Origin of the sequence: Streptomyces sp. 15-116A (genome assembly GCF_025290915.1) — a bacterium.
In the GTDB taxonomy this organism is placed as follows: Bacteria; Actinomycetota; Actinomycetes; order Streptomycetales; family Streptomycetaceae; genus Streptomyces.
On record NZ_JAOCQE010000141.1, the window covers coordinates 1 to 16655 of the forward strand.

Consider the following 16655-nt stretch of genomic DNA (forward strand, 5'->3'; position numbering starts at 1 on the left):
CGCACTCGCCGCGGGCGCCGACACCGAGGCCCGTGACCCGCACCGGCGCACGCCGCTGCTCCTCGCCGCCCTGCACGACCACGTCGCCGCCGCGCGGACACTCGTCGCCGCGGGCGCCGACCCGGACGCCCGCGACGACCAGGACGACAGCCCATGGCTCGTCACCGGCGCCACCGGCAGTGTCGCCATGATGAGGGCGCTGCTCCCCGCCCGCCCGGATCTGAAGGTCACCAACCGCTTCGGCGGCATCTCCCTCATCCCCGCCGCCGAGCGCGGCCACGTCGACTACGTACGGGCCGTGCTGCGCGAGACCGACATCGACGTCGACCACGTCAACCGGCTCGGCTGGACCGCCCTGCTCGAAGCGGTGATCCTCGGCGACGGCGGCCGCGCCCACCAGGAGATCGTGGAGCTGCTCATCACGGCGGGCGCCACCCCCGACCTGCCCGACGGCGACGGCCGCACCGCTCTGGAGCACGCCGAGCGCCGTGGCTTCGAGGAGATCGCGGGTCTGCTGAGGGCCGTGCGGTGAGGCGCCGCACGGTCACCGGCCCCCGTGGCACGGGACGCGCGGTCCGCGGCGCTGCCATGGGGCTCGTCTGCGCCGCCCTGCTCGCCGGCTGCGCCTCCGCACCCGACACCCGGGACGAACCGTCGACGCCGAAGAGTTCCGCGTCGGCTCCCGCGACGGTCGCCCCCGAGATGACCGGCCGGACACCCGAAGGCACCCTGCTGGTCGCCGACTTCGGTGCCGACACCGTCACGTTCGTCGACCCGGACAAGGGGCCGGTCGACTCGGTGAAGGTCGGCGAGGCACCCTACGGTCTCGTCGTCGGCGAGGACGGCCGCGCCTGGGTCGCCACCGCCGAGGGCGTCGCCGTCGTCGACACCCACCACCGCGAGCGCCTGGACCTGATCCCGTACAGGACGAAGAACCTCGGCCCGGTCACCGACGGCGAGTACCGCGGCGGCGGCATGGGCATCGCCCTCGCCCCCGACGGCAGGCACGTCCACGTCGGCGTCAACGTGCCGTCCGGGAACGGCTCCTTGGAGACCATCGACACCAGGACCCGGGAGGTCACCGACACGGCCCCGGTGGGCAGGCGCCCGTTCGACGTGGACGTCTCCCGGGACGGCCGCGAGGTCTACGCGACCGACCACGACTCCTTCGACGTCACCATCGTCGACACACGCACGCGGAAAACACGCCGCATCGAGGTCGCCCCGTACGGCACCGAGGGCGGGCTCGGCTCCTGGCTCAAGCCGCACTACGCGGCCGTACGCCCGTCGGACGGCACACTGCTGCTGCCCTTCGAGGGGGAGCGGCTCGTCGTACTGGACCCGAAGACCGGCCGGTCGGCCATTGAGCGGATGACGGCCGACACCCACCAGCACGGCGTCACCATCACCCCGGGCGGCACCCTCCTGGCGGTCGGCACGGGCCCCATCGATCCGTCACGGGACGAGGGACCGTCACTGACCGTCCGCACGCCAGACGGCGAGGAGAAGGTGATCCCGCTGGAGGGGCCGCACGAGGACGTCGCCGTCTCCGCCGACGAGCGCACCGCCTACGTCACCGGGGGTTTCACCCGCGACGGCTACTGGAACGGCATCACCGTCGTCGACCTCGACAGCGGTGACACCCGCCGACTGGCCGCCGGAGAACGGCCGTTGGGTATCGCGGTTCTCTAGGCCCTGTCGTCAAATCCCCGTCTGCCTGGCGACGCCATGCACGCTCCCCCACTGCCTCAAGGGCGTGGGAGGTGCCCCCACTCGCACCTGACGCCAGCAGGCCCGCCCTTCGGGCGGACGACGGGTATTTGACGACAGGGCCTAGCGCGGCAGCGGGAGGAACGGGGCGCTCCGCATGACGAGGCTGTGGCATAGCATCTGCCGGATGCTGGGAGGACGGATCAACGAAGTGACCGGCGACACCGAGGGCGCCCCGTCGGTCTGGCGGGCTCCGGGAATGCCGGCGCTGCTGGGCTCGACCGCGCTCGGATTCGCCGGGTTCGCGCTGCTGATGCCGGTCGCACCGCTGTGGGTCCTGGACGGCGGGGCCGACGAACTGGGCGCCGGTGTGGTCAACGGCGTCCTGATGCTCTGCACGGTGCTCGCCCAGCTGTTCGTGGGAAGGGCGCTCCGACGCCTCGGCTGGCGCTGGACCCTCACGCTCGGGGCCTGCCTGCTCGGAGCTCCCACACCGGTGCACCTCCTCACGGACGAGGTGTGGGCGGTGACCCTGCTCGCGGCGGTGCGGGGACTCGGCTTCGGCATCATCACCGTGTGCGGTGCGACGGGGGTCGCCGCGCTCGTCGAACCCGCGCGTCGTGGGCGGGCGGTGGGGGCGTACGGACTGGCGGTGGCGGCCCCGCAGTTCCTGCTGGTTCCCGTGGCGCCGTGGTTCGCCGAGCGCATCGGTTTCTGGCTGGTCTTCGCGCTCGCCGCCGTCCCGCTGCTCGCGGCCCCGCTGGCCGTACCGGTGGCTCACGCGCTGCGGGCGGAGCGGCCGTCGGCCGGACCTGAGCTGCGCGGCTCGGGCCGGGTGTCGGCCGAGTCCGCCGAGTCCGGGGAGTCAGGGGAGTCAGGGGAGTCCGGCGACCGTACTGTGGGCGAGGCGTCCGCCGAGTCACCCGGGCCTGCCCGGCCCACCGAGCCAGGCCGGCCCGTCGAGCGGCGTGATGCCGCCGCACTCCGCCGTGCCCTGGCGGGGCCGATCGTCGCCCTGCTCGCGATCACCTCCGCCGGTGGGGCCGTGCTCACCTTCACTCCGAGCCTGGACCCCGATCCGACCACGGTGTACGTGGCACTTGTGGTGTTCACCGGGACCGCCGCCCTGTGCCGTTGGGGCATCGGAGGCTACGCGGACCGCAGGGGCGCCGCCCCCGCCATCGCACCGCTCCTCTTCGTCGGCGCCGCCGGACTTGCCGCCATCGCCGTCGCCACGGTCAGCGGCCACCGCCCGGCCGGGCGGTTCCTCCTGGTCGCCGGCATGCTCGCGGTGGGCGTGGCGTACGGCGGCCTGCAGAACCTGACGCTCGTGCAGTCCTTCGCCGCCGCGGGCGAACATGCGCGATCGACCGTGAGCACGGCGTGGAACGTCGGCTTCGACGCGGGCACGGGCCTCGGCGCGCTCGCCGCCGGCGCGGTCGCGACGTCGACGTCCTACACCGCCTCGTACGCCGTTCTCGCGGTCACCACCGCGTTGGTGGGCCTCGGCTGGGCGGGTTCCCGGTGGCGGGCGAAGAGGGGTGCCGGGCGTCTCCCGGCCGACAGCCCGCGTGAGTCGTCGGGCCGCTGATCCGCCCGGGCCGACGGCCGCGAAACGGCGGTTGCCGCTTCCCTCGGACCGGTTGCCCCACGCCACGGATCGGTTGCCCCACGCCTCGGACCTCGCATATCGCGGGCATATCGAAAATCGCATACGCCACCGCAACGGCCCTTCATCTCCAATGGGGGCATGAACCACGACGCATCCCGGTCAGCCCTGCCCCGCCCCGCCCTCCGCAGGATCGCCCTTCTCGGCCTGGCGATCCTCGGCTCGGCGAGCGTCGCGTTCGTCCTGCGTAGGCCGCTGCTGATGGCCGCACCCCGATGCATGGCCGGTCGGTGGCACGGCTGCTTCGACACGTTCAACGGCGTGGTCTTGATGACCTTGGTCACGCTGCCGTTGGCCGTACTGGTGGCGTGGGCTCTGGCGCGACACCGGCGCGCCGCCGGGGTGACGTCGGCGTGGCGGACGTCCGTGGCCGAGGTGGGCATGGTCCACGGCACGGTGCCGTTCCTGTGGCTGACCATGATGCCGGGCGCGGCTGCGGGCACCGCCCCCGCCCGGGTGAGCCTGATACCGATACGCGACCTGCTCACGATGGGCCCGCTCGGGATCACCGGCAACCTGCTGGTCTTCGCGGCCCTGGGGTTCTTCGCCCCGATACGCTTCGCGGCCCTCGCGTCCGTGCCGCGGATCCTGGCACTCGGTGCGGGCTGCTCGGTCCTGGTCGAGACCGCGCAGTACGTTCTGCGCCTCGACCGGGTGTCCTCCGTGGACGACGTCCTGGTCAACGCCACCGGTGCCGTGCTGGCCGCGCTGGCGTCACGCCGCTGGTGGCACACCAGCGCCCAGGCGCCGTCCGACCGGCCTCGCCCCGCGCCGGTACCGGCAGGCTGAGCCAGGGCCACGGCAAGGACCACCCGCCCGTTCCCATACATTGCCGATACACCGACCTGCTTAGGCTTCCGACATGCGCGTACTGATCGTGGAGGACGAGCCCTACCTGGCCGAAGCCGTCCGTGACGGCCTGCGGCTGGAGGCGATCGCCGCGGACATCGCGGGCGACGGCCACTCCGCCCTGGAACTGCTCGCCGTCCACTCCTACGACCTGGCGATCCTCGACCGAGACATCCCGGGCCCCTCCGGCGACGAGGTCGCCCGGCACATCGTGGCCTCCGGCAGCGGCATGCCGATCCTCATGCTCACCGCCGCCGACCGGATCGACGACAAGGCCTCGGGGTTCGAGCTCGGCGCCGACGACTACCTGACCAAGCCGTTCGAACTGAGGGAGCTCGTCCTGCGCCTGAGGGCGCTCGACCGCCGACGTGCCCACGCCCGGCCCCCGGTCCGCGAACTCGCGGGCCTGCGGCTCGACCCCTTCCGCCGGGAGGTCTTCCGCGACGGACGCTATGTCGCGCTCACTCGCAAACAGTTCGCCGTCCTGGAGGTCCTGCTCTCCGCCGAGGGCGGCGTCGTCAGCGCCGAAGAGCTGCTGGAACGGGCCTGGGACGAGAACGCCGACCCTCTCACCAACGCCGTCCGCATCACGGTCTCCGCGCTGCGCAAACGCCTCGGCGAACCATGGATCATCGCCACGGTGCCCGGCGTCGGCTACCGGATCGACACCGACGAGGGAAGCAGCACCCCCAGCACCACCACCGGCCTCGGCGGGACGCATGGATAGGCGGCGCCCAGGGCTCAGCGCCCGACTGAAACTCACCCTCAGCTACGCGGGATTCCTCGCCGTCGCGGGCACTCTCCTGCTGGCCGTGGTGTGGGTGTTCATCCTGCGCTACGTGCCCGACAGCCCCAAGGGCCTCCTGGGGATCGCCCCCAACCGCTACCTCCTGGTGCGCACCTTCGTCCCGGCCGCGGCCCTGGCGATGGGCTTCCTGCTCCTGTTCGGCCTCGTCGGGGGATGGCTTCTCGCCGGCCGGATGCTCGCCCCGCTCACCCGGATCACCGAGGCGGCACGAACGGCCGGGAACGGGTCGCTGTCCCACCGGATCCGTATGCAGGGCCGCCAGGACGAATTCCGGGAACTCTCCGACGCGTTCGACTCGATGCTCGAACAACTTGAGTCGCACGTCGCCGAACAACAGCGGTTCGCCGCGAACGCCTCCCACGAACTGCGCACCCCGCTCGCCATCTCGCGGACCCTCCTCGACGTCGCCCGCAAGGACCCCACGCAGGACCGGGACGCACTGATCGAACGCCTGCACGCGGTCAACACCCGGGCGATCGGCCTCACCGAGGCACTCCTGCTGCTGAGCCGCAGCGACCGCGGCACCTTCACGCGCGAGAGCATCGACCTCTCCCTCGTCGCCGAAGAGGCCACCGAAACCCTGCTTCCCCTCGCCGAACAGCGCGGCATCACGCTCGACGTCACCGGCGGGCCGGCCAGAACCAGCGGCTCCGCCGAACTCCTGCTGCGGATGGTCACGAACCTCGTCCAGAACGCCATCGTCCACAACCTCCCCACCGGCGGCACCGTGACGGTCCACACCGAGACACAGGGCGACACCAGCGTGCTGCGCGTCGAGAACACCGGACGCCGACTTCCCCCGGAACTGGTCCCCACCCTCACCGAACCCTTCCAACGCGGCACGGACCGCGCCCGCACCGACGAACACGCCGGCGTCGGCCTGGGCCTGGCCATCGTGCACAGCATCGCCCGCGCCCACGACGGCACCCTCACCCTCACCCCCCGCGACCCCGGCGGCCTCCTGACCACCGTCCGGCTACCCCAGCAGGTCCGCCGCGACCGTCTGCTGCGCCGCAGAGCAGGTGCTGAAGGGGAGGCCCGACAGCCCGCCTTGAGCCATGGCTGATCGAGCGAGAGCATGCGACTTTGGCCGAACCGGGGGAGGCGTAGTGCACGGGAAGACGGTCGCCGTCACGGGCGCGGCGGGGAACATCGGTTCCGTCACACGGGCGGCGCTGAGACGCGAGGCGGCGCCTGCGCTCCTGCTCGAACAGGCACGAGTTGATCGGCTCCGGCTACGAGGGCCTCTCAGTCGGCAAGAACGGCCCGCACCGTCTTGCCGCCGCCCACGGTCGGCATCACGTCGACCCGTTGGGCCGCGTGCCGCACCATGGCCAGCCCTCGCCCGCTCTCACCGTGTGCGGTCAGCGGACGGACGCGTGGCAGTGCCGAACTGCCGTCGGACACCTCGATGCAGACCTGTCTGTCCGAGACCGCCACACGCAGACGGCAGTCACCGTCACCGTGCCGTACGGCGTTGGTGACCAGCTCGGAGACCACCAGCTCGGCATCCGCAACCTGCGACGCCGATGGCGGTGCCCAGGGGTGGCCACGGCCGGCGAGGAACGCACGCGCCAGTCTGCGAGCCTGTCGGGCGGCGGCCATGTCCTGGGGAAACAGGTACTCCACTCGGGCGGAACGCCGATGGGCGCCGGTGGGCGCACGCATGGCGGATCACTTCCCCTCCTAGGACGAACCGGCCTCGCGAGTCACACGGCCGAGGCCGGAGCCGCGGAATCTCAGCCGCGGCTGCTCCTGCCTTCCGGTGATGCCCCGTTCCGTGAGGCCCAACCCTCCTCGGCATGTTCGAAGCCGGCCCGACGACGAGCAGGACGCCCTCGAACATGCCGGCAGGGTGAACCGGATCCGTCCCGCCGAAAGACCGGCAGCCGTCTCCGACCTGCTGACTCGACGCATCCGGGGGACAAGGGCGTTGGCCGGTCGACGGGGCGGGTAGCAGCGGTGCAACCAGCAGGCCGCGGACGACAGGAGTCGCCATGAACAGCGCACCGGAAACCTTGGACACCTTCCTCGACCGGGTGGCCGACGGCGGAGGCTACACCTGCCCCCAGCAGGCGGCGCGAGCCACCCAGCACGTGCTCGAGGTCCTCGGCGCTCACCTGGTGGGCGACGACCGCACCGATCTGGCCCGCCTGCTGCCCCGCCACTGCGGCCCGCTGCTGAGCGCGACGGAACCGGCCACCGAGCCGCTGCCACCGGAGAGTTTCGTCGCAGCCGTGGCCGAGCGAGGCGACGACAGTGTCGCCGAGGCCAGACGCGCGGTCACCGCCGTGCTCCCGGTCCTGGCCGAGCTGGCTGACGACGCCCTGCTGCGCCGCATCCTCACCCAGCTGCCCCCGGGCCACGCCGGCCTGTTCGGACGCACCGAGCCGGCCTGACCGGGCCAGCGCCCACGACCCGACGTCACGAGGCGAAGGCTGCGGCGAGTTGACCGATCAGCGCCGCCGCCGAGGGATGAGGGTCACGACGTGGCGTGATCGTGTAGATGCCGCGCGACGGCGGATCCACGAGGGGCACCGTCATGACGTCGGGCCGCAGCGCGCACGTCAGCACTCCGGGTATCAGCGCGATGGCGTGGCCGGCCGCGACCAGTGCCAGCTTGCCGTGCAGGTCGGCCGCGGTGAGGTCGATACGCGGGCTGACCCCGGCGCGGGCGGCATGCCGGCGCAGCAGCGCCGCCGAGCCGTCGTTGTCCTCGACCCAGATCTCGTCGGCCAGAGCCTGAACCGCCACGAGAGCCTGCCCGCCGTGCGGATGGCCGAGAGGCAGGACGACGACCATGTCGTCCATCCCGAGGAACCGCCGCTCGACCCGCGAGTCTTCGGACAGTCCCGGCGGTGCGTCGGTGACGACAGCGAGGTCGAGATCCCCGGCGACCACGCGGCCGTGAAGATCCCGGCTCAGGCCGGGCAGCAGGCTCCAGCGCATGGGCCCGTTCTTCGCCAGCAGATCCCGGACGGCCGAGGGGACGATACCCGCGGCCAGTGAGGGCGTGGCACCTACGGCCAGCGGCCGTTCGGACACGCCGTCGCGAACGTCCCGCACGGCACGCACCGCACGGTCGGCCTCGTTGAGCGTGGCCACGGCATGACGCCGGAACACCTCGCCGGCCGGAGTCGGTCGCACACCACGTGCATGGCGCTCCAGCAGGGCCACCCCCAGCTGCCGCTCCAGCCCGGCGATCTGCCGCGACACGGCCGACTGCGTGTGCTGGAGCTCGGCGGCCGCCGCCGACAGCGAACCGAGCCGGCACACGGTCACGAAGGCGCGCCACACCGTCAGATCCATGGCGCCAGTATGCCCAGCCGGTATGCGCGTCCCGCAGGGCAGCCCTGCCAGATCTTCGCTTGTCGCAACCCTCCCGGATCCACCACGCTGACGCCCATGACCACACCGCACACCACCGCCGTGAACGGCCCAAACCGCCCCCGGACACCGGACGTTGCCGCCGCCACGGCACCCGCCGTCGATATCGCCGTGCTCGCACCGCTGCGCGCCTACATCCGCGGCCACGCCACCGGCGACCCCACCCACTTCCGCGACGCGTTCCTGCCCAGCGCCCATATCGAGGGCATCCGGGACGGCGCCTTCGTCTCCTGGCCCCTGGACGAGTACTGCGCTCTCTTCCCCGGCCGCCCTGCCCCGGACGAACCGACCCGGTCCCGCCGTATCGACACCGTCGATGTCCACGGCACCGTCGCGACCGCCACCATGACACTCGTGCACGGCGCGGACACCTTTACCGACGTCTTCCTGCTGGTCCGCGTCGACGACAGCTGGCGCATCGCCAACAAGGCCTACCACCGCCACTCCTGATCACCATGATCGCCAACAGGGGGAGGGGACCGGCACACGTCCGCCGGTCTCAGCACGGCACTGCCTCCGAACGCCGCCGGTGCGAAGCCGCGGCTGCAACTCGGGAAGATGGCTGCATCGTGACGCACGTCACCGTACGCGCCGTACCTACCGGTCGGTACCCTCCTCGTAGACTGCGAACGACAGGAGACGCGATGTCTGCGACCAACCGCCAGATCCGTCTGGCCGCCCGCCCCGTCGGCGACGTGAAACCCGAGGACTGGGAGCACCGTTCCGTCCCCGTCGAGGAACCGGGCCCGGGCCTGTTCGCGGGACGGACGCGCTTCATCTCCCTGGACCCGGCCATGCGCGGCTGGCTCGACGACCGTCCCTCCTACCTGCCGCCGGTCGGCATCGGCGAGGTCATGCGCGCCGGATCGGTCATCGAGGTCACCGCCTCGAACCACCCCGACTACCGGCCGGGCGACCACGTGGTCGGCACCTTCGGCGTCCAGGAGTACGTGGTCTCCGACGGCAAGGGCGCGATGAAGATCGACACCTCCCTCGCCCCGCCCTCCACCTATCTCGGCGCGCTCGGCATGCCCGGCATGACCGCCTACTTCGGCCTCCTCGACGTCGGAGCACTCAAGGACGGCGAGACCGTCGTGGTGTCGGGGGCGGCCGGTGCGGTCGGCACCATGGTGGGCCAGATCGCCAAGGCCAAGGGCTGCCGGGTCGTGGGCATCGCCGGGGGACCGGAGAAGTGCGCCCTGCTCACCGGCGAACTGGGCTTCGACGCGGCGATCGACTACCGCGCCGAGGACGTGCGCAAGGCGCTGCGCCGCGAGGCCCCCGACGGCATCGACGTCTACTTCGACAACGTCGGCGGGGACATCCTCGACGCCGCCCTGACCCGGCTGGCGATGCACGCGCGCGTGGTGATCTGCGGAGCGATCAGCCAGTACAACAGCGCGACCGGCGTCAAGGGCCCCTCCAACTACCTGACGCTGCTGGTGCGCCGGGCCCGCATGGAGGGCTTCGTCGTCTTCGACTACGCCAAGCAGTACGCCAATGCCGCGCGCGAGATCGCCTCCTGGATCCGGGACGGCCGCATCAAGGTGAAGGAACACGTGGTGAGCGGAACCGTGGACGACTTCCCCGAGACGCTGCAGATGCTCTTCTGCGGCGAGAACGTCGGCAAGCTCGTCCTCGAACTGGAGTGATCCCGGCGTCCCCGGAGGGGCGCGGCCGGTCCGTGGCTCGCACGTGCGGGTTTGTCGTGCGCCGCGGACCGGACCTGCGGTGACGGACACAACGCGGGGACCCATAGGGTGCCTTCATGTCTGCCCGCCTGAATTCGACGAGAACCCGCGCCGCCCTGCACACCTCGGCGCGTGTGTCCGGGGAACTGCTGCTCGTCGCCGTGATGTCCGCAGCGGTCCTCTGGCTCGTGGGCCGGATGTGGTCCGTCGTCTGGCCGCTCATAGTCGGCCTGCTCCTCACCACGCTCACCTGGCCCCTGGCCCGCCTCCTCCGCCGGCGCGGCCTGCCCCCGGCCCTGGCCGCCTCGCTGGTGACCGTACTGTTCCTGCTCGTGGCCGCCGGCACCGTCGCGCTGATCGCCGTGCCGGTGGCGTCCCAGTCGGGGGAACTGGCAGACGGGGTGGTCGCGGGCATCGACAGGCTGCGCGAATGGGCCGCCGGGCCCCCGCTGAACATCGGCGAGGACCGCATCGCCGGCGCCCTCGACTCGGCGGCGGCCCGCGTCCAGGACAGCGCCGGAAGCATCGTCACCACCGCCGTCACGGGCGTGAGTACCGTGTTCAACGGTGTGATCACCGCCATCCTCGCCCTGTTCCTGATGTTCTTCTTCCTCAAGGACGGCCCGCGCTTCCTGCCCTGGCTGGAGCGCCAGTTGCCCGGCCGGCTCGCCACCGACGTACCGGTCGTCGCCGCACGCTGCTGGAACACCCTGGGCGCGTTCGTACGCTCCCAGGCCCTGGTCGGCCTGCTCGACGCCGCCTTCATCGGACTGGGCCTGTGGATCCTGGGCGTACCCCTGGTCCTGCCCCTCGCCGTGCTGACCTTCGTCTCGGCGTTCGTGCCGATCGTCGGTGCCCTGTTCGCCGGTCTGGTCGCGGTCCTCATCGCGCTGGTGTCGAACGGCCTCACCGACGCCCTGCTCGTCCTCGCGATCATCGTCGTGGTGCAGCAGCTGGAGGGCAACGTCTTCCAGCCGATGATCCAGAGCCGCGGCCTCGGCCTGCACGCCGCGGTCGTCCTGCTGGCGGTGACCCTGGGCGGCAGCCTGGCCGGCATCGTCGGCAGCCTCCTCGCCGTACCGGTAGCCGCACTGATCGCCGTGGTGTGGAACTACCTCCGCGAGCAACTCAGCGACCCACCGCAGGAACCGGAACCCGTGGTAGCGACCGGCGAGACCCACTGACCGCTCGCGGGGCCGATGAGGGGGAGTCGACCGGAGCGAAGCCGTGCAGGAGCCCTTACGACACCGGCGGGATCCGATAGACGGAGACGTGAGAACGCGACTCGGCGGTGAACTCGGTGCCGACCCAGTCCGCGTGCCGGCTCTCCAGCTCGAAGCCGGCCAGCTGGGCCATCAGGTCCAGTTCGGCCGGCCAGATGTAGCGATGAGGGCTCCGGAACAACCGTGCCTGCTCGGTCTCGTCGAAGTGGAAGTGGTGCGACACCACGTGCTGGCGCAGGACGTCGTAGGTGTCCAGACCGATGTAGCCGGGTTCCGCCTGCCACACGGTCGCCGTCTGACCCGGCGGGAGTTTGCGCAGCTCGGGCACCCAGAGCTCGATCACGAACCGGCCACCGGGCGTCAGATGACGGGCGGCGTTGCGGAAGCACTGGACCTGCTCGTCCTGGGTGAGGAGGTTGGAGATCGTGTTGTAGACGAGATAGACGAGGGCGTACTCCCCAGGAACGTCCGCGGTCGCCATGTCGCCGATGACCACGGGGATCGTCGCCTCGTCCGCCTTGGTGCGCAGCTGCTCCACCATCGGAAGGGACAGCTCGACACCGGCGACCGACACCCCTCGCTCCGAGAGCGGGACGGCCACCCGCCCGGTCCCGATGGCGAACTCCAGCGCTGCTCCGCCTCCCGCCAGCCGAGCGAGCCGTTCCACGGTGGGCTCCAGCAGCTCGGGCGCGAACATACCGGCCCCGGGCGTGTCATAACGCCGGGCGGCCTCGGAGTTCCAGATCGTCTCCTGCTGCATTCCCTCCACGGTCGCCGCCGACTTGGGCGATGTCCAACGACTTTCCGAATGGGGGCTGCCGAACAAGCCTACGTCGCCCCGGAGCCCTGGGACTGCCCGATCGGACCGTCATCGCCTGGCCGTCGCCACGGCCCGAGCCCGGAGACGGCGTCTTCTGGAACACGCCGGAGATCGTCGCGTGGGCGTAGGGTCGTCCCGACGAACTCGGTTGTCCCGTAAGCCGGTTCGCTCTACAGTGATCCCACTTCGATCACACGCTCCCCCAGAAGTACGCCGCAGAGCGGGAGCGTTCCACCTCGCTGAGGTGCCGGAGGGGCGGCAGCCGCTTCTTTGCCGACCCTTCCTTTCGGAGGTTCCCGCATGAACGTCGGTATCGGTCTGCCCATCGGCGACCCTGCCACCCTGCTCACCTGGGCCCGGCGCGCGGACGCCGGTCCGTTCAGCACGCTGGGCCTGCTGGACCGGCTCGTCTACGACAACCCCGAACCCCTCGTCGCCCTGGCCCTCCTCGCCGGCGCCACCTCCCGCATCCGCGTCCAGACCGAGGTGCTGCTCGCCCCGCTCCGTGACACCGTCCTCCTCGCCAAACAGACCGCCACCGTGGACCGCATGACCGGCGGCCGGCTCGTGCTCGGTCTCGGCATCGGCGGCCGGGACGACGACCACCAGGCCGCGGGCACCGACAAGCGCACGCGCGGACGCCGCCTGGACGAACAGATGCCGGTACTGCGCCGCCTGTGGGCCGGTGAACCCTACCGTGCCGGTGTCGGCCCGGTCGGCCCCGCGCCGGCGCGGCCCGGCGGTCCAAAGGTGCTCTTCGGCGGCTTCAAACCCGTCGCACTCGAACGCGTCGCGCGCTGGGGTGACGGCTTCCTGGCCGCGGCGCCGCCGTCCTGGGCAGAGGGCCTGTTCGACACGGTCCGCACGTACTGGAAGGAGTACGGCCGCGACGGCGCACCGCGCCTGGTCGCGCAGGTCAACGTCGCCCTCGGCCCGCAGCACGTGATCGACGACGCCCGCACCGCCCTGCACGCCTACTACGCCTTCACGGGCATGGCGGACCGGATGGCCGCGAGCACCCTCACCACTCCCGGCGCGATCCGCGAAGCGATCTCCGCCTTCACGGACCTCGGCGCCGACGAGGTCATGCTCTACTGCTACGGCCTCGACCCCGACCAAGTGGACCGCCTCGCCGACATCCTGTGACCCACCCGAAAACCGGTGGGACGATTACGGCGGCCACTGCTATGTTCCCCGAGGCCGTGCGAGAGAACGAGGAGGTGGTACCCGTGAACGTATCGACATGGGTGCTCCCCTCAGGGGTCACGGCCGGGCGATAGGACGTCCGGGAGCGCCGTCCAACAGCGCTTCCGAAAGGCACGACCATGCGCTTCACTTCCGAACAGCACGTTGGCGACGGCATCTTCGAACGCGAGTTCAGCCTCGGCGCGATCCCCGGCACCCTCTGGACGCCCGTAGCCACCGCACCGGCCCCGCTGATCCTCATGGCCCACAACAACGGCCTGCCCCAGCGGGAGCCCCGGCTGGTGGCCCGAGCCAGGGCGACCGCGGCGTACGGCTACGCGGTGGCGACGATCGACGCCGCCGGGTGCGGTGACCGGCCCCGCTCCGCCGCCGAGGAGCGGGCACGCGCCGAGCTCCGCGAGGCCGTGCAAACCGGTGAGCCGGACGACGAGATCTTCGAGTCCGTGGTCGGGCCCCCTCGTCGAGAAGGCGGCCCCGGAGTGGCGGACCACCCTGGACGCCCTCCTCGCCCTGCCCGGGATCAGCGGCCCGGTCGGGTACTCGGGGTGGACCGCCCTCGGCATCCGCCTCGCGATGCTGGAGCCGCGCATCGCGGCCGCCGGCTTCTTCGCCGGAGGCTACGTGCCCCGCGTCCAGCGCGAGGAGGCCCGGCAGGTCAGCGTTCCGCTGCTGCTCCTGCTGCAGTGGGACGACGAAGGCAACCCCCGGCAGCGGGCCCTGGACCTGTTCGACACTTTCGGCAGCAAGGAGAAGACGCTGCACGCGAACCCGGGCGGGCACACCGGCACCCCCTGGTTCGAGGTGGAGGACGGGGCCCGCTTCATCGACCGGCACCTGAAGTAAGCCGGGCCCGACTGCCCGGCACGGGCTGGGGGACCCGGCGTGCAAGCCGCCCTCAGACGCCGTCCCCCGGCCCCCGGGCGTCCGGACACCGCACGGCAAGGGCCGCGATGTCGTCGTCGAGCCTCCCACCGCTGTAGTGGAGCAGGTCCCGGTGGAGCCGGTCGAGCAGCTCACGGGGCGGCGCCGGGACCTGCCGCCGCATCCAGTCCGGCAGGGGGAAGAACTCGCCGGTGCGGTCCCGTGTCTCCGTCACGCCGTCGGTGTAGACCAGCAACTGGTCGCCCGGGGCGAAGGCGAAGGTGTCGACGTAGTAGTCGTCGCCGATCAGCGTCGCGAGGTTGAGCGGCGGTGAGGCGGCGCTGGGTTCGAGAACGCGGACCTCATCGCGGTGCACGAGCAGCGGTGGCGGGTGCCCGCAGTTGAGAAGCCTGACCTGGCCCCCGCCGGGCGGAATCTCGGCGATCAGGGCGGTGGCGAAGCGCTCCGGCAGGTCGGGAGCGGGGAACCTGGCACTGTGGCGGGTCGTGCTGATCTCCAGACGACGGACGATGCTCCTCAGGTCGGGCTCGTCGTACGCGGCGTCCCTGAAGCAGCTGATCACCGCCGACGCCGCTCCCACGGCCGACAGACCCTTGCCGCGCACATCGCCGATGAGCAGCCGGACCCCGTGCGGTGTGGCGGCCACTTCGTAGAAGTCCCCGCCGATCCGGGCCTCCACCTGGGCCGCCCGGTACAGCGATTCGATCTCGAGGTCCCCGACGAGGCGCGGCAGCGGCCGCATGAGCACCTTCTGGGCCGCGTCGGCGACGAGCCTGACCCGCAGGAGCGTCTCCTCCCGCTGGAGCCGGACACTGCTCGCATACGCGGCGGCCAAGGTGACCGCGACGATCGCAGCCGCCGTGTAGGGGATGCCGAGGTCGGTGTAGAAGAACCCGAGGCAGATCATGACCAGCAGACAGAAGGTGCCCAGCAGGACCGTGGGCAGCACCGGCCACATCGCGGCGGCGAGTGCGGGCGCGGCGGGCAGGAGCCGGCTGAACGCGATCTCCCTGGGGGTGGAGAACGCCAGGCCGGCGATGAGCACCGAAAGGATCACCGGTGACAGCAGGCCAGCCCTCCACCGTCCGCCCTCGGGCGGGTAACGGCGCCGCATCGTTCTGGACTTGATCACAAACGCATCATATCCAGGCATAACGGACGTCCGGCTTCAGCGGAGTAGAAGCCTCGGGTGCGGTGATCCGCGCAGTGCCGCAGAGGATTCGTGCCGACGCGACGGAGTGCGGACCGATGTCACCGGCCGGACGGGGAAACCGTCGCTACTCCGGCGTGTCGTTCAACCACTGGGCAAGTACGGCAGCTTCGCTGTGGTCCGCGTCCTTGGTAGCGGTGAGAAGCGTGACGTCGTCGTGGGCCGCAATGCCGCGCAGATGCTGCACTGCTTCCTGGTGTTCGGGGTCGTGCAGCTCGTCGACGTACCGTTCGCGGAACTCGGCGAAGCGTTCCGGGTCGTGGTGATACCAGCGGCGCAGATCGGTGGACGGAGCGACGTCCTTCAGCCACTCGTCGAGGCCGGCTTCCTCCTTGCTCACGCCACGCGGCCATAACCGGTCGACGAGCACCCGCTTGCCGTCCTCCGGTGAGGGGTCCTCGTAGATCCTGCGATACCTGACCTGTCCGGTCATGACGACACCTTCTCCGGGCGGATCTCCATCATGGTGCTGCGCGGGTGTCCTTTGTTGCTCCAGGCGGCTTCCTGTCAACGTCTCTCAGCCTTTGCCGCCGGACCGGGGGACGCGATCCGAGTAGTCCATTCGATGGACCCAAGGCCCTTGTGCAGCCACGTCTCACGGCTGGAAGTACGCGGACATCGGGTGGCTGACCCAGTTCGGCTGCTTGACGCCGGTCGGGAGGAATTCCTTCATCACCGGTGCCAGGTCGATGACCGGGGTGCCGGAGACCGCGTCGAGGCCCACCACCGTCAATTCGCGACCCTGGACGGATTCGATGGCGCAGGACGTCACCCCGATGCGGTTCGGCCTGTGGGGACCACGGCCGGCGACGACGCCCGTGGCCGGGAGGTCGGTGCGGCCGCGGTAGGGCCCCGCGCAACTTCATGCCACGAACGCGGCGACCTCGCACCCTCACTCGCGGCTGAGAAGTCGACGTTCTGCGAGTTCACGCCGCGCGGCCGAGCTCGCCCACGGCACGGGCGGCCTCTTCCCAGGCGAGGCTGACCGCACGATGTGCGACGGCCGTGCCGCCCGCGACGTCGGTCGGCAGGTACAGGGGCGTGCCGACGTGGACGTGCAGCCGTGGCCGCCGGAGCGGAGCCGTCAGGGCGCCGGCGAACTGCTTCGCGGTCGATCCGGAGGACAGGCGCCGGGCACCCGCGTGCCCCACCGGTACGACGGGCGCGCCGGTCACCTGCGCCAGGCGGGCGAGCCCCGTG

At 71.4% G+C, this 16655-nt stretch carries 15 protein-coding genes and 4 pseudogenes; 12 read left to right on the forward strand and 7 right to left on the reverse strand.

The genetic code is table 11. From position 1 onward, the window contains the following. The 6 genes from N4P33_RS21470 to N4P33_RS21495 form a co-directional block, all read left to right on the forward strand. Window positions 1–532: ankyrin repeat domain-containing protein (locus tag N4P33_RS21470; RefSeq protein WP_260828273.1), on the forward strand; the 532-nt coding region annotated here is incomplete at its 5' end. Next, window positions 529–1692, forward strand: a complete 1164-nt coding sequence (locus N4P33_RS21475) for a hypothetical protein (protein WP_399029882.1) — start codon at window positions 529–531, stop codon at window positions 1690–1692. The genes N4P33_RS21470 and N4P33_RS21475, both read left to right, overlap by 4 nt. Before the next feature lie 205 nt (window positions 1693–1897). Continuing rightward, window positions 1898–3301, forward strand: coding sequence for an MFS transporter (locus N4P33_RS21480; protein ID WP_260828274.1), 1404 nt, complete (start codon window positions 1898–1900; stop codon window positions 3299–3301). A gap of 159 nt (window positions 3302–3460) precedes the next feature. After that, window positions 3461–4168 carry a VanZ family protein gene (locus N4P33_RS21485; protein WP_260828275.1) on the forward strand — a complete coding sequence of 236 codons (708 nt, stop codon included), beginning with the start codon at window positions 3461–3463 and terminating at the stop codon, window positions 4166–4168. A gap of 73 nt (window positions 4169–4241) precedes the next feature. Then, on the forward strand, window positions 4242–4955 hold the full coding sequence (locus N4P33_RS21490; RefSeq protein ID WP_260828276.1) for a response regulator transcription factor: 714 nt from the start codon (window positions 4242–4244) through the stop codon (window positions 4953–4955). Beyond that, window positions 4948–6102 (forward strand): HAMP domain-containing sensor histidine kinase, encoded by a 1155-nt coding sequence (locus tag N4P33_RS21495; protein ID WP_260828277.1) that lies wholly within the window; start codon window positions 4948–4950, stop codon window positions 6100–6102. Before N4P33_RS21490 ends, N4P33_RS21495 begins: the two co-directional genes overlap by 8 nt. Before the next feature lie 182 nt (window positions 6103–6284). Here N4P33_RS21495 and N4P33_RS21500 read toward each other — a convergent pair whose 3' ends face one another. Continuing rightward, window positions 6285–6704 carry an ATP-binding protein gene (locus N4P33_RS21500; RefSeq protein WP_260828278.1) on the reverse strand — a complete coding sequence of 140 codons (420 nt, stop codon included), beginning with the start codon at window positions 6702–6704 and terminating at the stop codon, window positions 6285–6287. Between the two features lie 329 nt (window positions 6705–7033). Here N4P33_RS21500 and N4P33_RS21505 point away from each other — a divergent pair, with 329 nt between their 5' ends. After that, window positions 7034–7435 (forward strand): DUF2267 domain-containing protein, encoded by a 402-nt coding sequence (locus N4P33_RS21505; protein ID WP_260828279.1) that lies wholly within the window; start codon window positions 7034–7036, stop codon window positions 7433–7435. 25 nt (window positions 7436–7460) lie between these two features. On the opposite strand, the gene N4P33_RS21510 is transcribed toward N4P33_RS21505, so the two are convergent. After that, window positions 7461–8345, reverse strand: coding sequence for a LysR family transcriptional regulator (locus N4P33_RS21510; RefSeq protein ID WP_260828280.1), 885 nt, complete (start codon window positions 8343–8345; stop codon window positions 7461–7463). Between the two features lie 156 nt (window positions 8346–8501). On the opposite strand from N4P33_RS21510, the pseudogene N4P33_RS21515 reads away from it, so the two are divergent. The 3 genes and pseudogenes from N4P33_RS21515 to N4P33_RS21525 form a co-directional block, all read left to right on the forward strand. Further along, window positions 8502–8873: pseudogene (locus N4P33_RS21515) on the forward strand (nuclear transport factor 2 family protein); the annotation flags it as partial. Window positions 8874–9067: 194 nt separating this feature from the next. Next, window positions 9068–10075 carry an NADP-dependent oxidoreductase gene (locus N4P33_RS21520; RefSeq protein WP_260828281.1) on the forward strand — a complete coding sequence of 336 codons (1008 nt, stop codon included), beginning with the start codon at window positions 9068–9070 and terminating at the stop codon, window positions 10073–10075. 116 nt (window positions 10076–10191) lie between these two features. Beyond that, window positions 10192–11298, forward strand: coding sequence for an AI-2E family transporter (locus tag N4P33_RS21525; RefSeq protein ID WP_260828282.1), 1107 nt, complete (start codon window positions 10192–10194; stop codon window positions 11296–11298). 55 nt (window positions 11299–11353) lie between these two features. On the opposite strand, the gene N4P33_RS21530 is transcribed toward N4P33_RS21525, so the two are convergent. Then, on the reverse strand, window positions 11354–12097 hold the full coding sequence (locus tag N4P33_RS21530; protein ID WP_260828283.1) for a class I SAM-dependent methyltransferase: 744 nt from the start codon (window positions 12095–12097) through the stop codon (window positions 11354–11356). A gap of 360 nt (window positions 12098–12457) precedes the next feature. On the opposite strand from N4P33_RS21530, the gene N4P33_RS21535 reads away from it, so the two are divergent. Together N4P33_RS21535 and N4P33_RS21540 are read left to right on the forward strand one after the other, a co-directional pair. Next, on the forward strand, window positions 12458–13303 hold the full coding sequence (locus tag N4P33_RS21535) for an LLM class flavin-dependent oxidoreductase (RefSeq protein ID WP_260828284.1): 846 nt from the start codon (window positions 12458–12460) through the stop codon (window positions 13301–13303). A 179-nt stretch (window positions 13304–13482) separates the two neighbouring features. Further along, window positions 13483–14206: pseudogene (locus N4P33_RS21540) on the forward strand (dienelactone hydrolase family protein). Between the two features lie 52 nt (window positions 14207–14258). Here N4P33_RS21540 and N4P33_RS21545 read toward each other — a convergent pair. The 4 genes and pseudogenes from N4P33_RS21545 to N4P33_RS21560 all read right to left on the reverse strand — a co-directional run. After that, window positions 14259–15359 carry a PP2C family protein-serine/threonine phosphatase gene (locus N4P33_RS21545; RefSeq protein ID WP_260828287.1) on the reverse strand — a complete coding sequence of 367 codons (1101 nt, stop codon included), beginning with the start codon at window positions 15357–15359 and terminating at the stop codon, window positions 14259–14261. Between the two features lie 163 nt (window positions 15360–15522). Continuing rightward, the gene (locus N4P33_RS21550) at window positions 15523–15888 is read right to left on the reverse strand and encodes a DUF488 domain-containing protein (protein WP_260828285.1); all 366 of its coding nucleotides are present in this window, start codon (window positions 15886–15888) and stop codon (window positions 15523–15525) included. Between the two features lie 162 nt (window positions 15889–16050). After that, window positions 16051–16266: pseudogene (locus N4P33_RS21555) on the reverse strand (TrmO family methyltransferase); the annotation flags it as partial. Between the two features lie 115 nt (window positions 16267–16381). Then, window positions 16382–16655, reverse strand: a pseudogene (locus N4P33_RS21560) (1-acyl-sn-glycerol-3-phosphate acyltransferase); the annotation flags it as partial.

Excerpts from the sequence above, each read along its gene's own strand:
- N4P33_RS21520 (WP_260828281.1), top strand. The coding sequence starts at position 9,068 with ATGTCTGCGACCAACCGCCAGATCCGTCTGGCCGCCCGCCCCGTCGGC.
- N4P33_RS21550 (WP_260828285.1), bottom strand. The coding sequence starts at position 15,888 with ATGACCGGACAGGTCAGGTATCGCAGGATCTACGAGGACCCCTCACCG.
- N4P33_RS21505 (WP_260828279.1), top strand. The coding sequence starts at position 7,034 with ATGAACAGCGCACCGGAAACCTTGGACACCTTCCTCGACCGGGTGGCC.
- N4P33_RS21525 (WP_260828282.1), top strand. The coding sequence starts at position 10,192 with ATGTCTGCCCGCCTGAATTCGACGAGAACCCGCGCCGCCCTGCACACC.
- N4P33_RS21480 (WP_260828274.1), top strand. The coding sequence starts at position 1,898 with ATGCTGGGAGGACGGATCAACGAAGTGACCGGCGACACCGAGGGCGCC.
- N4P33_RS21530 (WP_260828283.1), bottom strand. The coding sequence starts at position 12,097 with ATGCAGCAGGAGACGATCTGGAACTCCGAGGCCGCCCGGCGTTATGAC.
- N4P33_RS21495 (WP_260828277.1), top strand. The coding sequence starts at position 4,948 with ATGGATAGGCGGCGCCCAGGGCTCAGCGCCCGACTGAAACTCACCCTC.
- N4P33_RS21510 (WP_260828280.1), bottom strand. The coding sequence starts at position 8,345 with ATGGATCTGACGGTGTGGCGCGCCTTCGTGACCGTGTGCCGGCTCGGT.
- N4P33_RS21500 (WP_260828278.1), bottom strand. The coding sequence starts at position 6,704 with ATGCGTGCGCCCACCGGCGCCCATCGGCGTTCCGCCCGAGTGGAGTAC.
- N4P33_RS21545 (WP_260828287.1), bottom strand. The coding sequence starts at position 15,359 with ATGCGGCGCCGTTACCCGCCCGAGGGCGGACGGTGGAGGGCTGGCCTG.
- N4P33_RS21535 (WP_260828284.1), top strand. The coding sequence starts at position 12,458 with ATGAACGTCGGTATCGGTCTGCCCATCGGCGACCCTGCCACCCTGCTC.
- N4P33_RS21485 (WP_260828275.1), top strand. The coding sequence starts at position 3,461 with ATGAACCACGACGCATCCCGGTCAGCCCTGCCCCGCCCCGCCCTCCGC.
- N4P33_RS21490 (WP_260828276.1), top strand. The coding sequence starts at position 4,242 with ATGCGCGTACTGATCGTGGAGGACGAGCCCTACCTGGCCGAAGCCGTC.